General features: G+C 70.7%; 9 protein-coding genes. 2 read left to right on the top strand and 7 right to left on the bottom strand.

The features are described from left to right. Window positions 1-7 precede the first annotated feature (7 nt). Window positions 8-346, bottom strand: coding sequence for a c-type cytochrome (locus F563_RS0105165; RefSeq protein ID WP_019013583.1), 339 nt, complete (start codon window positions 344-346; stop codon window positions 8-10). Between the two features lie 11 nt (window positions 347-357). After that, window positions 358-1,623: a PQQ-dependent sugar dehydrogenase gene (locus tag F563_RS0105160; protein ID WP_026299349.1), complete on the bottom strand. Its 1,266-nt coding sequence runs from the start codon at window positions 1,621-1,623 to the stop codon at window positions 358-360. Window positions 1,624-1,850: 227 nt separating this feature from the next. Between F563_RS0105160 and F563_RS0105155 the strand changes: the two genes are divergently transcribed. Then, window positions 1,851-2,948 (top strand): efflux RND transporter periplasmic adaptor subunit, encoded by a 1,098-nt coding sequence (locus F563_RS0105155; RefSeq protein ID WP_245557100.1) that lies wholly within the window; start codon window positions 1,851-1,853, stop codon window positions 2,946-2,948. 4 nt (window positions 2,949-2,952) lie between these two features. Further along, the gene (locus F563_RS21635; protein ID WP_019013580.1) at window positions 2,953-6,102 is read left to right on the top strand and encodes an efflux RND transporter permease subunit; all 3,150 of its coding nucleotides are present in this window, start codon (window positions 2,953-2,955) and stop codon (window positions 6,100-6,102) included. Window positions 6,103-6,111: 9 nt separating this feature from the next. Here the strand turns inward: F563_RS21635 and glgA are convergent, their stop codons facing one another. The 5 genes from glgA to glgX all read right to left on the bottom strand — a co-directional run bounded on the left by glgA (window position 6,112) and on the right by glgX (window position 15,650). Continuing rightward, window positions 6,112-7,539, bottom strand: coding sequence for a glycogen synthase GlgA (glgA, locus tag F563_RS0105145; protein ID WP_019013579.1), 1,428 nt, complete (start codon window positions 7,537-7,539; stop codon window positions 6,112-6,114). Between the two features lie 10 nt (window positions 7,540-7,549). Beyond that, window positions 7,550-8,821, bottom strand: coding sequence for a glucose-1-phosphate adenylyltransferase (glgC, locus tag F563_RS0105140; RefSeq protein WP_026299348.1), 1,272 nt, complete (start codon window positions 8,819-8,821; stop codon window positions 7,550-7,552). Window positions 8,822-8,883: 62 nt separating this feature from the next. Next, complete coding sequence (locus F563_RS0105135; RefSeq protein ID WP_019013577.1) at window positions 8,884-11,391, bottom strand: glycogen/starch/alpha-glucan phosphorylase; 2,508 nt, start codon at window positions 11,389-11,391, stop codon at window positions 8,884-8,886. A gap of 117 nt (window positions 11,392-11,508) precedes the next feature. Beyond that, window positions 11,509-13,533, bottom strand: a complete 2,025-nt coding sequence (malQ, locus tag F563_RS0105130) for a 4-alpha-glucanotransferase (RefSeq protein ID WP_019013576.1) — start codon at window positions 13,531-13,533, stop codon at window positions 11,509-11,511. After that, window positions 13,530-15,650, bottom strand: a complete 2,121-nt coding sequence (gene glgX, locus F563_RS0105125) for a glycogen debranching protein GlgX (protein WP_051089329.1) — start codon at window positions 15,648-15,650, stop codon at window positions 13,530-13,532. Before glgX ends, malQ begins: the two co-directional genes overlap by 4 nt. Between the last annotated feature and the right edge of the window lie 98 nt (window positions 15,651-15,748).

Genomic DNA, 15,748 nt, shown 5'->3' with positions numbered 1-15,748 from the left:
CCCTTCCTCAGTCGCGGCCCGGGATCCGCACTGCCTCCAGCTCGATGGCCGAATAATAGGCGGCGAGCGCCCGGATCTGCTCGTCCGTCAGGTCGCGCGCGGCGATGCTCATCTGCTCGTCGTGCCGCCCCCCATCACGATACGCGGTCAGCTGGCGAATGAAATAGTCCACCGGATGTCCGGCGATGGTGGGGGCATTGGCCTGCTTCGAGATCCCGTCCATGCCGTGGCAGCCCTGGCACGACTGCGCCGCCAGCCGCCGGCCCTGGCGCGGATCGCCCTCCTCTGCCGGCGCGGCGACGGCCGGGAGGAGAAGGGCGGCCGCCGCAACGGCCGCCCCGATCATGCGCCGCGCGCTCACTGCGCCTGGTACGAGATGCGGTAGATCGCGCCCGCCGTATCGTCGCTGACCAGCAGCGAGCCGTCGGGCAGTTGCGCCACATCGACGATCCGGCCGTAGTACTCGCCGGTCTCCTCATCGAGCCAGCCTGAGGCGAAGACCTCGGGCTCGCCCGCCAGGCCCGAGCCGTCGGGCTTCATCGGCGTGAACATCACGCGCGCACCGACCGGCGTGGTGCGGTTCCACGAGCCGCGCTGGGCGCTGAACAGCCCGCCGCGGTAGCGCTCGGGGAACATCCGTCCGGTGTAGAACATCAGCCCCAGATCGGCGGCATGCGCGACCATCTCCGCCTCGGGGAAGCGGACGCCGGCGGGCGGCTCGGAGTCCTTGTACTCGTTCGTGCGCACGCGGCCGCCGCCGTACCAGGGCATGCCGAAATGCTGACCGGCGGCCGTGGCGCGATTGATCTCACCGGGCGGGATGTCGTCGCCCATGCCGTCCACCTGGTTGTCGGTGAACCAGAGCTCGCCGGTGCGCGGATGGAACTCGATGCCGACCGAGTTACGGACGCCGCGCGCGAACACCTCGCGGTTCCTGCCGTCACGGTCCATGCGGATGATGCCGCCGATGCCGAGGCGCTCATAGAGCTCGAGCTTCTCGCGTGGCTGCACGTTGTAGGGTTGGCCGAGCGAGATGTAGAGCTTGTTGTCCGGCCCGATGCGGCAGAGCCGGTGGCCGTGATTGAAGCTCTCCTCCTCGCGCGGGATCAGCCCGCCCTGCGGCACCACGACGTCGACGGCGACGTCGGGCCCCTCGTGGAAGAACTCGATCGCCGGGAAGACGAGCACCCGGTTGTGCTCGACCACGTAGAGGAAGCCGTCCGGGCTGTAGCACGGGTTCGGCTGGGTGAAGCGGATCGCGGGCGCCATCCGCTTCACTTCGTCGGCGACGCGATCCTTGTCGCGATCGACCACCACCCAGAGATCGGTCTTGCGGGTGCCGACAAAGACATTCGCGTTGTTGCGGCTGACCGCCATGTGGCGCGCATCGGGCACCACCGCGTAAAGATCGATCCGGAAGCCGGGCGGCAGCTTGATGCGTTCGAGATTGCGCCGGATCTGGTCCGCGCGGCGGCCGGTCTGCGGCACGGTCTGCGCCTCGAGCGGGGTGCCGGTCGTCTGGAAGCCGCGCATCCGCTCGAGCGCCTGATCGCTGGTCGCCTGCTGCGCCTGCGCGGAGGCCCAAACAAGGACTGCCGCCGACGCCAGAAGCATCGCTCGCATGATCGTGTTCCTCCTCAGCGGCCTCTTTGGGGGGCGGGCCGCATCCTGTGCTGTGCCGGGAAGTCGGCGAGGGGAGTGTGCAAAGCCTCGTTTCGGCTCTCAAGGGAAATGTTCGCGGCACGACGATGCATTGGCGAACCGCGGTTCAGACGGTGTGGAATGGCGGGGGTCGATCGGGCTACGGTCGTTGCCCCTGCGTCGGATCGAGGACCCTCATGCGTGCGCCGTTGGCCGATCTTACCCTCGCTCTCGCTCTCATCCTGACGGCGGGCGCCGCGTCGGCCCAGCCGGCCCCGCCCGTCGGCGTCGTGCGGATCGCGCCGGAGCCCGTGACGGAGACCGTTTCGTTTGTTGGTCGCATCGAAGCGATCGAGCGCGTGAACCTGGTCGCGCGCGTGAACGGGTTCCTCGAGGAGCGCGCCTTTCGCGAGGGGCAGGAGGTGCAGAAGGAGGACCTGCTGTTCATCATCGAACGCGCGCCCTATCTCGCGGCCGTCGACGCCGCCAAGGCGACGCTGGCCTCGGCCGAGGCGGCCAAGGTCAACGCCGATGCGCAGCTCGCCCGCGCCGAGGAGCTGTTGCGCACCCGCGACACCTCCCCCGCCGTGCGCGACCAGCGCAAGGCCGAGGCCGAGATGGCGGCCGCCCAGGTGCTGGAGGCGCAGGCGGCGCTGACGCGCGCCGAGATCAATCTCGGCTACACCCTGATCCGCGCGCCGGTGGCCGGCCGGATCGGCCGCGCCGCCGTCTCGCCGGGCAATGTCGTCGGCCCCGACACCGGCCCGCTCGCGCTGCTGGTCGGCCAGGATCCGATGTACGTCACCTTCCCCGTCAGCCAGCGCGTCTTCCTCGGCCTCGACCGCGAGGCGAGGCGCGATGCCGAGCGCCGGCCGCGCGTGCGCCTGCGCTTCCAGGACGGCTCGCACTACGATCAGGTCGGGCAAATCGACTTCGTCGATGTCACGGTGGCGCAGGGCACCGACACGGTGACGGTGCGCGCGCGCATCGCCAACCCGGACCGCCGCCTGATCGACGGTCAGTTCGTCTCGGTCGCGATCGAGGGGCCGGAGCCGGAACAGCGCGTGGTCATCCCGCAATCGGCCATGATGCTGGACCAGCAGGGCGCCTATGTGTTCGTGGTCGAGGATGGCCGGGCGGCGATCAAACGGCTGCGGCTCGGTCAGCCGCTTGAGGGCGGGCGCATCGTCGTCGAACAGGGGCTCACCGACGGCGAAATGCTGATCGTCGACGGGCTGCAGCGCATCCGTCCCGGCCAGCCGGTGCAGGGCGTGCCCGCCGCGCCGCGACCCGCGCGCGGGGGCTGAGCGCATGATCTCGGCCGTTTTCGTCGATCGGCCGCGGCTCGCGGCCGTGATCGCGATCGTCACCACGATCGCGGGTCTGCTGGCGCTGAGCCGGATCCCCGTCGCGCAGTATCCCGACATCGTGCCGCCGCAGGTCAGCGTCACCGCTCGCTATCCCGGTGCGAGCGCAGCCGTGATCGAGCAGACCGTCGGCCAGGTGATCGAGAGCCAGGTGATCGGTGTCGATCGCATGATCTACATGCGGAGCCTCTCGGCCAATGATGGCACCTACCGGCTGAATGTCAGCTTCGAGCTCGGCACCGATCCCGACATCAACACCGTCAACGTCAACAACCGCGTGCAGGTGGCGCTCGCCGGATTGCCGGCGGAGGTGCGCCAGCAGGGTGTGACGGTGAAGAAGCAGTCCTCGGCGATGCTGAACGTGATCGCCGTGCACGCACCCGATGGCCGCTACGACGGACTGTTCCTGTCGAACTATCTCACCATCAACGTGCTCGACGTGATCAAGCGCGTGCCCGGCGTGGGCGATGTCACCCTGTTCGGCCCGCTCGACTACGCGATGCGAGTCTGGGTGCGGACGGAGCGCCTCACCCAGCTCGGCCTGACGCCCGGCGACGTGATCGCGGCGATCCAGGCGCAGAACGTGCAGGCGCCGGTCGGGCGGATCGGCGCCGAGCCGATCAGCGACGACCAGCAGCTCCAGCTCACCATCACGACCCAGGGGCGCCTGACCACCGCGGAGGAGTTCGCCGCGATCGTGCTGCGCGCCAACCCCGACGGGTCGATGCTGCGGCTCGGCGACATCGCCCGGATCGAGCTCGGCGCGCGGCTCGCCGATGTGCGCACGCGCTTCAACGGCCGGGACGGGCAGCTCTTCGCCGTCTATCAGTCGCCCGGGGCGAATGCGGTCGCCACCGCGCGCGCCGTGCAGGCGGCGATGGCCGAGCTCGCGACCCGCTTCCCCGAGGGCATGCAGTGGACCGTCGCCTATGACGCGACCACCTTCGTCACCGAGACGATCCACGAAGTGCAGAAGACGCTGCTCGAGGCCTTCGTGCTGGTCGTGCTCGTGGTGTTCCTCTTCCTCGGCAATCTGCGCGCCACGCTGATCCCGACCATCGCCGTGCCGGTCAGCCTGATCGGCACCTTCGTCGTCCTGCTCGCCCTCGGCTATTCGGCAAACACCGTCAGCCTGCTGGCCATGGTGCTGGCGATCGGCATCGTCGTCGATGACGCGATCGTGGTGGTCGAGAACGTCGAGCGGGTGATGCACGAGGAGCCGCAGCTCGCGCCGGCGGACGCGGTGAAGAAGGCGATGGCCGAGATCACCGCACCGATCATCGCGATCACGCTCGTGCTGCTCTCGGTGTTCGTGCCGATCGCCTTCATTCCCGGCATCTCGGGCGAGCTGTTCCGCCAGTTCGCGGTCACGATCTCGGTCGCGATGGTGCTCTCGGCGATCAATGCGCTGACGCTCTCGCCGGCGCTCGCGGCGGTGCTGCTGCGTCCGGCCCACGGGCCACGGCGCGGGCCGATCGCGGCGATCATGCGGGCGATCGACGCGACCGCGAACGGCTATGCCGGCGTGGTACGGCGGCTGATGCGGATCTCGGCGGTCTCGCTGCTGGTGGTCGCCGCCTGCATGGCGGGCGTCGTCGGGATCGCGCGCATCACGCCGACCGGCTTCGTGCCGGAGGAGGATCAGGGGGCTTTCTTCGTCCAGATCCAGCTGCCCGACGCGGCCTCGGTGCCGCGCGCCCTCGCTGTCGCCGAGGAGGTGGAGCGGATCGTCGCCGCCGACCCGGCGGTGGCGAATGTCTCGACCATTGTCGGCTTCAACTTCATCGAGGGTGCGGCACAATCGAATGCCGCCTTCATCATCGGCCTGCTGAAACCGTTCGAGGAGCGGCGCGATCCCGCCCTCGCGGTGCAGCCCGCGCTCGCACGTATGGGTGCCGGGCTCGCCGGCCTGCGCGACGGCCTCGCCATGCCGCTCAACGTGCCGCCGATCGTGGGCCTGGGCACCGGCGGCGGCTTCACCTTCATGCTCCAGGATCTGGAGGGGCGCGACCCGAAGGAGCTCGCGCAAGTGACGCGGGGTCTGATCGTGGCGGCGAACCAGCAACAGGGACTGACGCGCGTATTCTCAACGTTCAGCGCCTCCTCGCCGTCGATCCGCCTTGATCTCGACCGCGACAAGGCGGCGACGCTCGGCGTGCGCATCGGCGACGTCTTCGGCACGCTGCAAGCGGTGCTGGGTGGCGCCTATGTGAACGACTTCAACCTGTTCGGTCGCACCTGGCAGGTGTCGGTCCAGGCCGAGGCGGAGGATCGCCGCGCTGTCGGCGACATCCTGCGCATCCATGTCCGCAACGCGGCCGGCGAGATGGTGCCGATGCGCAGCCTTGCCGAGATCCGCATCGACGAGGGGCCGCAGAGCATCACGCGCTTCAACAACTACCGCGCCGCCCAGCTGCTCGGGTCGGGGGCCCCGGGCGTGTCGTCCGGCCAGGCGCTCGCGCTCATGGAACAGGTCGCCGACCGCACCCTGCCGTCGGGCTACGCCTATGAGTGGTCCGACATCTCGTTCCAGGAGAAGCGCGCCGAGGGGCAGACGGCGGCGATCCTGGCGATGGCGGTGCTGTTCGCCTATCTGTTCCTGGTGGCTCTGTATGAGAGCTGGACCATTCCGGTGCCGGTGCTACTCTCGGTCTCGGTCGGATTGCTCGGCGCCTTCCTCGGCATCCTCGCCGTCCGGGCACCGCTCGACCTCTACGCGCAGATCGGCATCGTCGTGCTGATCGCGCTCGCGGCGAAGAACGGCATCCTCATCGTCGAGTTCGCGAAGGAGCAGCGCGAGAAGGGGGTCGCCCTGCTGGAGGCCGCGACCGAGGGCGCGCGGCTGCGCTTCCGCCCCGTGATGATGACCTCGCTTGCCTTCATCATGGGCCTCGTGCCGCTGGTCACGGCGTCGGGCGCGGCCGAGATCGCGCGCCGGAACGTCTCGATCGGCGTGTTCGCCGGCATGATCGCCGCGGCCCTGGTCGGCATCTTCGTGATCCCGATGCTCTATGCGGTGTTCCAGGGGCTGCGCGAGCGGGTGACGGGGTGGGTGAGACGCGCGCCCGCGCCGGAGCGCGCGCCGGCCGAGTAGCGCGGCGCACTACCGCCGGGCGAGCGAGCGGAACAGCGCTGCGTAGTGCGCGGCCGAGCGCGCCCAGGAGACATCGGTGCGCATCGCGTTCGCCTGGATGCGCCGCCACGTCGGTGCGTCGGCGAACAGCGCGGCGGCGCGCCGCAATGCGGCGGCGAGCATTCCCGCCGAGACCGGGTTGAACACCACCCCCGTGCCCCAGCCCTGGCGCAGCGCCATCTCGTTCGCATCCACGACCGTGTCGGCGAGTCCTCCCGTGCGCGCAACGAGCGGCACTGCGCCGTAGCGCAGCGCGCAGAGCTGGGTCAGTCCGCAGGGCTCGAAGCGCGAGGGCACCAGCACGCAGTCCGCGCCGGCATAGACCAGCCGGGCGCGCCGCTCGTCGAAGCCCGTGGCGAGGCCGACACGCCCGTGATGCTGCCGTGCGGCCGCCTCGGCGCGCGCCTCGATCCCGGCCTCGCCGTTGCCGAGCAGCGCGAGCACCCCGCCGGTACCGAGCAACGCGGGCAGCGCGTCGAGGATCAGGTCGACACCCTTCTGCCAGGTGAAGCGGCCGACGAAGCCGAACACCGGCACCCGGGCATCCGGTTCAAGCCCGAAGGCGCGGCAAAGGGCGGCGCGGTTCGCGGCGCGCGGCGACGGATCGTCCGCGTCGAACCGGGCTTCGAGATGGGGGTCGCGCGCCGGGTCCCATTCATCCGCGTCGAGCCCGTTCAGGATGCCGTGCAGCACCGAAGCACGGCCGACGAGCAGACCATCGAGCCCCATCCCGCCTTCCGCCGTGGCGATCTCGGCGGCGTAGGTGGGCGAGACCGTGCTGATCGCATCCGCGTACCACAGCCCCGCCTTGAGGAAGCCGACGCCGCCATAGAATTCGAGGCCGGCGAGCGCGAAGGCGGCATCCGGCAGGCCGAGCTGCGGGAACAGCGCGGCGGGGAAGGCGCCCTGGAAGGCGAGGTTGTGGACCGTGAACAGCACCGGCCGGGACGCGTCGCCGTGGCGCAGATAGGCGCCGGTGAGGCCGGCCTGCCAGTCATGCGCGTGCACCGCATCGAACCCCGCGCCTTCGGTCGCGAGCCGTGCCGCCGCCGCGCCGAGGGCGGCGAAGCGGATGCCGTTGTCGGCCCAGTCGGTGCGGTCCGGCCCGAGATACGGGTTGCCGGGGCGGTCGAACAGCGCGGGCGCGTCGAGCACCGCAAGATCGAGCGTTCCTGCCCGCCCGCGCAGCACCCGCGCCGATCCCCCCGGCAGCGTCCGGTAGCGCGCGATCTCGGTGGCGCCGTCGAGCGCGCGCAGGACAGCGGGGTAGCCGGGCAGCAGCGTGGTGACGGTGATCCCTTCGGCCGCGAGCGCGCCCGGCAGCGCTCCGACGACATCGGCGAGGCCGCCGGTCTTGACGAGCGGCACCGCCTCCGAGGCGACGGCGAGGACGCGCATCCGCGCCGCGTCAGCCGAGCCGGGCGATCATCGGCGCGGTGATGAGGCAGATGCCGCGTTCGGTGCGGCGGAACCGTGCGGCGTCCGCCTGCGGATCCTCGCCCACCACCAGGCCGGCCGGGATGCGCACGCCGCGATCGACCACCACGTTGGTCAGCCGTGCGCCGCGCCCGACATCCACCTGCGGCAGCAGCACCGCGCCGTTCAGCGATGCGTAGGAGTGCACGTGCACGCCGGTGAACAGCAGCGAGCGGTGCACGGCCGCCCCGGAGATGATGCAGCCGCCCGAAACCAGCGAGGAGACCGCCTCGCCGCGCCGGCCGGCCTCGTCATGGACGAACTTCGCCGGCGGCACGACCTCGGCATAGGTCCAGATCGGCCAGTCCTGATCGAACAGGTCGAGGTCGGGAACGATGTCGGTGAGATCGATGTTGGCTTCCCAGTACGCATCGACGGTGCCGACATCGCGCCAGTACGGCACCGCCTCGGCCGAGGAACGCACGCAGGACTGCTCGAAGCGGTGGGCCATCGCCCGTCCGTTGCGGACCAGATACGGGATCATGTCCCGGCCGAAATCGTGCGTCGAGGCCGTGTCCGTCGCGTCGCGCCGCAACTGGTCGACCAGGAAGGGCGTGTCGAAGACGTAGATTCCCATCGAGGCGAGGGCGCGGTCCGGCTGGCCCGGGATGGCGGGCGGATCGGCGGGCTTCTCGACGAAATCCACGATCAGGCCATCCGCATCCACGTGCATGACGCCGAACCCGCTTGCCTCGACGCGCGGCACGGTGATGCAGGCGACCGTGACGTCGGCGCGCGTCTCGACATGCTGCTGCAGCATCACCTCGTAGTCCATCTTGTAGACGTGGTCCCCCGCCAGCACGACGATGTGGCGCGGCGCGTGGTCCTCGATGATGTCGATGTTCTGATATACGGCATCGGCCGTGCCGCGGTACCACATGGTCTCGGAGACGCGCTGGCTCGCGGGCAGGATGTCGAAGCTCTCGTTGCGCTCGGGGCGAAGGAAGTTCCAGCCGCGCTGAAGGTGGCGGATCAGGCTGTGCGCCTTGTACTGGGTCGCGACCGCGAGACGGCGGATGCCCGAATTGATCGCGTTGGAGAGGGCGAAGTCGATGATGCGCGACTTGCCGGCGAAGAACACGGCCGGCTTGGCCCGCCGGTCGGTGAGTTCCATCAGCCGTGAGCCCCGTCCGCCCGCCAGCACGAAGGCCATCGCGCTTCGCGCGAGGGGCCTGGGAAGTGAGGCTCGGCCATCAATGCTCATGCTGCGTTCCCCTGACTGGCCTGATCCTGCCAGGGGGAGGTGCGGCCGCGCCAGTGGGGCGTTCAGCCGCCGCGCTGACTCTCCTGCGACGGCGGGAGTTCGGCGGCCTGGCCGAGCGCCCGTCGCGGCACGGGAATGTTCCAGACCTTGGTCGCGTACTCGGCGATCGTGCGGTCGGACGAGAACCAGGCCATGTTGGCCGTGTTCAGGATGGCCGCCCGGGTCCAGGCGGCCGGGTCGCGCCAGAGCCGGTCGGCACGCCGTTGCGCAGCCCAGTACGCCTCGAAATCGGAGGCGACCATGAACGGGTCCGGGCCGCGCAGCGAGGCGACCAGGTCGCGGTAACGGTCGGGGTCGTCGGGGGAGTAGTCGCCGCGCTCGAGCGCCTCGAGCACGGCGGCAAGCCGCGGCGACGCGGCGATCGCAGGCCAACCGCCGCTGCCGCGCGCCTTGCGTTCGGCGACCTCCTCGGCCGTCAGGCCGAACAGGAAGATCGTGTCCTTGGGCACGCGCTCGGCGATCTCGACCGTCGCACCATCGCGCGTCCCGATGGTCAGCGCGCCGTTCAGCGCGAGCTTCATGTTGCCGGTGCCGGAGGCCTCCATGCCGGCGGTGGAGATCTGCTCGGAGAGGTCGGCGGCCGGCACGATCAGCTCGGCGGCCGAGACATTGTAGTTCGGCAGGAACACGACCTTCAGCAGACCCTGCAGCGCGGGATCGTCGTTGAGCGCGGAACCGATGTCGTGGGCAAGACGGATGATCAGCTTGGCCCGGTGGTAGCTCGCGGCCGCCTTGCCGGCGAACACCTTCACGCGCGGCGCCCAGCCGCCGGACGGGGCGGCGCGGATCGCGTCCGCGAGCGCGATCGTCTCGAGCAGATTGAGCAGCTGGCGCTTGTATTCGTGGATGCGCTTGATCTGCACGTCCATCATCGCCGCCGGATCGACGACGATGCCGAGCTCGGCCCGGATCGTTTCGCCGAGCGCCTGCTTGTTCAGCCGCTTCACCTGCGCGAAATCGCCCTGGAACGCGGCATCGTCGGCAAGAGGCCGGAGCTGCTCGAGCGCCTGCGGATCGTCGCGGAACTTGGGTCCGATCGCCGACTCGATCAGGGCGCAGAGACGGCGGTTCGACTGGTGCAGCCAGCGGCGGAAGGTGATGCCGTTGGTGATGCCGACGATCCGGCCTGGGGCCACCCGGTCGAGGTCGTGGAAGACCGTGCGCCGCAACAGGCTGGTGTGCAGCGCCGAGACGCCGTTCACGCAGTGCGAGCCGATGAAGGCGAGATGGCCCATGCGCACGCGGCGCTCGTCGTTCTCGTGGATCAGGCTGACCGAGGCAGCGAGCGCATCGTCGCCGGGGAAGCGCTCGCGCACCTGCTGGAGATGGCGCGCATTGATCAGGTAGATGATCTGCATGTGGCGCGGCAGGAGACGCTCGATCAGGCCAACGGGCCAGCTCTCGAGCGCCTCCGGCAGCAGGGTGTGGTTGGTGTAGGCGATCGATCCCTGGGTGATGCGCCATGCCTCGTCCCATGGCACCCGGTGGAGATCGACGCAGATCCGCATCAGCTCGGCTACCGCGATGGCGGGATGCGTGTCGTTGAGCTGGATCGCGACCTTGTCGGGCAGCGAGCCGAGACCGCCATAGACGCGCAGGTGCCGGCGCACGAGATCCTGCAAGGCGGCGGACGTGAAGAAATACTGCTGGCGCAGCCGGAGCTCCTGTCCCGCGGGCGTCTCGTCGCCGGGATAGAGGACCTTGCTGATCGCTTCCATGCGCACGCGCTCGGCGAGCGCGCCGACGTGATCGCCGCGGTTGAACGCTTCGAGCTTCAGCGGATCGGGCGCGCGCGCCGACCAGAGCCGGAGCGTCGTCATGCTGCGGCCGCGCCAGCCGACCACCGGGGTGTCGTAGGCGACCGCCTGCACCATCTCCCCCGGCCGCCAGACGCAGGGCTCGTCGGCGAGCGAACCCTCGACCCAGCCGCCGAAGCCGATTTCGGGCGCGATTTCGGGCTTGGCGAACTCCCAGGGATTGCCGAAGGCGAGCCAGTCCTCCGGATACTCGTGCTGCCAGCCGTTCGCGATCACCTGGCGGAACAGGCCATGGTCGTAGCGGATGCCGTAGCCGAAGGCCGGCACGCCGAGGCTCGCCATGCTCTCCATGAAGCACGCGGCGAGCCGGCCGAGCCCGCCATTGCCGAGTGCGGCGTCCGGCTCGGCCATGCGGATGCGCTCCAGCGTGACGCCGAGCGGGGCGAGCGCGTCGCTCACCTCCTCGGTCAGGCCGAGATTGTCGATGTTGTCGCGCAGCAGCCGCCCGATCAGGAACTCCAGCGAGAGGTAGTAGACCTGCTTCGCGCCCGTTTCGTACGCGGAGCGCGTTGTCGCCATCCAGCGATCGACGATCAGTTCGCGCACCGCACGCGCGGTCGCCATGAACCACTCGCGATCGGAGGCGGCGTTCTGGCTGCGCCCCACATCATAGGTGAGCTTGCGCACGATCGCCTCCCGCAGCATCGCGGGGTCGTGGCGCTTGCCGCTTCGCATCTGCGTCTCGATGGTCACGCCCGGTTTCGTCTCCGCCTGACAGGGCCGGCAGTGGATCATACAGGGGTGAAGATTACTAGAACGGCCGGCACGCGGGCAGCCGGCAGCCGGATGTCCACCGCGTAACAATGCATGTCAGAGCTTTGCGTCGTTGCGGCGCGATGCGGCGAAGGCGGCGATCCGCTGCCGCGTGTCCGCCCGATCCAGGATCGCTCCTGCGTCCAGCGGCAGCCGACGGCGCCAGTTCGGGTGGCCGTCGACGGTGCCGGGAAGGTTCGGCTGCTCGCCGAGCGCGCAGGCGTCCTCGACCGGCAGCAGCGCCAGCGCCGAGGCGGATCCGCCAACATGCCGGATCGCCGCATCGACGACGCGCTCCGCCGCCTCGATCCCCGGCACCTCGCCCGTGGCGGCACCGGAGCGGCACATCGCCCGCCAGAGCGCGGCCCGATCCGCCGCACGTCCGGCCTCCTCCGCCTCGGCCGCCGCCACATCGGGAAAGCGGTCGAGCCGGCGGCGCCAGGCGATGTCGCGGCCCTGCCACCAGCCCACGACCGTGGGCAGGTCGTGCGTCGTCGTCATCGCCGCCGCGCGGCGTGACCACGCCGCCGGATCGGTAAAGTCCCCGCCATGATCGCGCTCGAACCAGAGCACGCGCATGCCGAGAATCTCGGTCGCATCCAGCCGGTCGCGGAACCCGTCGGGCAGCGTGCCGAGATCCTCACCGATCACGATCGCGTTGCGCTGCCACGACTCGAGCGCGATGAGGCGCAGCAGGTCATCGAGCGGATAGCGCGCATAGACGCCCTCGCGCGGGCTTGCGCCCGGTGGGACGAGCCAGAGCCGGGCGAGCCCCATGACGTGATCGATCCGCACCCCGCCGGCATGGCGCAGCGCCGCGCGCAGCACGCCGAGGAAGCCCGCGAAACCGGTGTCGATCAGCGCGGTCGGCGAGAAGGCGGTCAGTCCCCAGTCCTGGCCCAGCGGCGAGAACGCATCCGGCGGCGCCCCGACCGAGACGCCATTCAGGATCTGCTCCGGCCGCGACCAGGCCTGGCTGCCGGCGGGATCGGCGCCGACCGCGAGATCGGTGATCAGGCCGATCGCCATGCCGGCCGCGCGCAGGCGCCGTTGCGTCTCGGCAAGACTGGCATCGGCGAGGAACTGCGCGAACTCGTGGAACGCCACCTCGTCCGCGTGCGCACGCGCGAACGCCGCGACCTCCGCGCTCGCCGGGTCGCGCAGCGGGGCCGGCCAGCGCCGCCAGTCATAGGCCGCGCGGTGCGCGACCTGATGCGCATGCAGCGCCTCGAAGCGCGCGTGATCGCGCAAGGCCTCGCCCTCGCGCGCGCAGAAGGCCGCGAAGCGCGGGTCGGCGGCGTGGCGCGCGAACAGCGCGCGGAAGGCCGCGAGCGTGCGCGCCGAGACCGCGGGCCAATCGACCAGATCGCCGTCATCGGCCGTCACCGCCCCCTCCGCATCGGCGAACACCAGCGACGGGTCGGCATGCAGCGGGTTGAGGAACAGCCGCGAAGACGGCGAATACGGCCCGTAGCGATGGGGGTCGGCGGCGAACAGCGCGTGCTGCGGGCTCATCGCCAGGCACGCGGCCCCGTGCCGCGCCGCCGCCTCGCCGAGGGCGGCGAGCGCGCCGTGATCGCCGACACCGCGATCGCCCGCGCGGCGCAACGCATAGACCTGCGCGGCGAGACCCCAGACGCGCGCCTGTTCGGGCAGGGCGACACAGCGCGGCGGCGCGGCGGCGAGCGCGACTTCCCGTCCGCCGACCTCCAGCCTGTGCCAGCCCGGCGTGTCGAGTCCCGGCAGGCGTGCCTCGCCGCTCCAGCCCGCGATCAGCGCGCCCTCGCGCGTGGTGCCGTCCTCCAGCGTGAGCCGCCACCGATCGCCGACGGCACCCCCCGGCACGGCCACGCCGTCGGTGCCGACCGTCAGCGTCAGCACCGGCGGCAGGGTGGCGGCACGGCGCGCAAGCGCCGCACGCGCCTCGGCGATCGCCGCGTCGCTGTCGGCCGGAAAGCCCATGGCGGCGAGCACGGCGCGCAGCGTCTCCGGCCCGACCGCGTTCAGCCTGCCGGTATTGTCGCGCCATTCCACCGCGAGTCCGGCGGCCCCGGCGAGGGCGGCGAGCGCGGCATCGGTCATCGCGTCGCGGCTCCGAGCGTGCAGGCGAGCAGCACGGCCGCGTGCGCCGCGACCTCGATCACGTCGTCCGCGACCGGCTCTTCCGGCGCCTCCGGCGTGGCACTGTCCAGGATGCGCACCCAGGCGAGCGATGGCTCGGGCAAGACGAACCGGCGCGACTCCGACTCGCCGTTCAGCAGCAGCAGCGTCGCCTGCGTCGTGCCGGCCTCGGACCAGACGCGGCGCAGCGTCAGCATCAGCCCGGGCCGCGACCAGTCTTCCGGCGTCTTCGGCTTGCCCGCGGCATCGAACCACGCGGTATCGGCGAGCCCGGGCCACGGTTCGGCCGCGCCGTGCAGGAAGCGCGCGGGACGCAGCGGGGCGAGGCGCGCGCGGGCGGCGATGCAGCGCGCGACGAAGCTGCGGAGCCGTTTCCACTCAGCCTCCTCCGCGCGCGCCCAGTCGATCCAGCTCACCGCGTTGTCCTGGCAGTACGCGTTGTTGTTCCCCTTCTGCGTGCGGCCGAACTCGTCGCCGGCGAGCAGCATCGGTGTGCCGGTAGAGGCGAACAGCGTCACGAGCATCGCGCGACGGACGGCCGCGCGCGTGGCGTTGATCGCGGCATCGTCGGTCTCGCCCTCCACACCCCAGTTGCGGCTATGGTTCTGGTCATGGCCATCGCGGTTGCCCTCACCGTTGGCCTGATTGTGCTTGTGCTCGTAGGCGGCGAGATCGTGCAGCGTGAATCCATCATGCGCGGCGAGGAAGTTGACGCTCGCCCAGGGACGCCGGCGGCGTCGGTCGAACAGCTCGGCCGAGCCGGTCAGCCGCGCGGCGAGTTCGGGCCGGGCGAGCGGATCACCGCCCCAGAACCGACGCACCGTATCGCGGTAGCGGTCGTTCCACTCGGCGAATCCGGGCGGGAAGCGCCCGAGATGATAGCCGTCCGGGCCGAGATGCCAGGGCTCGGCGATCAGCTTCACGTGGCCGAGCTCCGGGTCCTGGCGGATCGCGTCGAAGAACCCGGCGCCATCGTCGAAGCCGTTGTCCTCACGCCCAAGGATCGATCCGAGGTCGAAGCGGAATCCGTCCACGTGATAGGACGTCACCCAGTGGCGGAGACTGTCCATCACCATCTGCAGCACGCGCGGATGCGCAAGGTTGAGCGTGTTGCCAGTGCCGCTGTCGTTGACGTAGCGCCGCCGGTCGTCAGGCGCGAGCCGGTAGTAGGACGCGTTGTCGAGGCCGCGCCAGCAGAGGGTTGGTCCGGTCTCGTCGCTCTCGCCGGTGTGGTTGTAGACGACGTCCAGGATCACCTCGATGCCGGCTTGGTGAAGGCGGCGGATAGTGCCGCGGATCTCGTCGCGCGCCTCCGGTGCCGAGAGGTAGCGCGGCTCAGGCGCGAAGAAACCGAGCGGCTGGTAGCCCCAGTAGTTGACGAGGCCGCGCTCGAACAGCGCGCGGTCGTGCAGGATCGCCTGCACCGGCAAGAGCTCCACCGCGGTAATGCCGAGGCGGAGCAGGTGCTCGATCACGGCCGGATGGCCGAGAGCGGCAAAGCTGCCGCGCTGCGCCGCCGGCACGGCCGGGTGGCGCATGGTCATGCCACGCAGATGCGCCTCGTAGATCACCGTGCGCTCCCACGGCACCGCGGGCGGGCGGTCATCGCCCCAAGGGTAGTCGTCATGCGTGACGACGCATTTCGGCACGAAGGGCGCGCTGTCGCGGCGGTCGGGCGTGCGCTCGTTCCTCGGCTGTGCGCCGGAGAGTGCGTCCGACCAGCGGAGTTCCCCGCGCAACTGCCGCGCATAGGGATCGAGCAGCAGCTTGTTCGGGTTGAAGCGGTGCCCGGCGGCCGGATCGAAGGCCCCGTGCGCGCGCAGCCCGTACACCAGGCCGGGGCCGGCGCCCGGCAGATAGCCGTGCCAGACCTCGTCGGTGCATTCGGGCAGGTCGAAGCGCGCGATCTCGTGCCGACCCTCGGCGTCGAACAGGCAGAGCTCGATCCGCTCGGCATGGGCGGAGAAGACGGCGATGTTCACGCCCAGTCCGTCCCAGTGCGCGCCGAGGCGGTGGGGCGACCCGCGGTCGAGCCGGTCGGGCAGGCCCGCCGGGCGTACCGGCGCGGTGGCGCGCACCGACGCTGGGGCGAGCAGGGGGCTGGGGAAGGAGTCGGCGGTCACGCCGCCCGACTATAGGGGCGGGTGGGCGGCAACGTCATGCGCGACGGTGCGAG

The sequence above is a fragment of the Elioraea tepidiphila DSM 17972 genome (genome assembly GCF_000378465.1).
Classification (GTDB): Bacteria; Pseudomonadota; Alphaproteobacteria; order Acetobacterales; family Acetobacteraceae; genus Elioraea; species Elioraea tepidiphila.
Note: the sequence above shows the minus strand (reverse complement) of the source record. Positions and strands in the feature narration are given on the sequence as shown.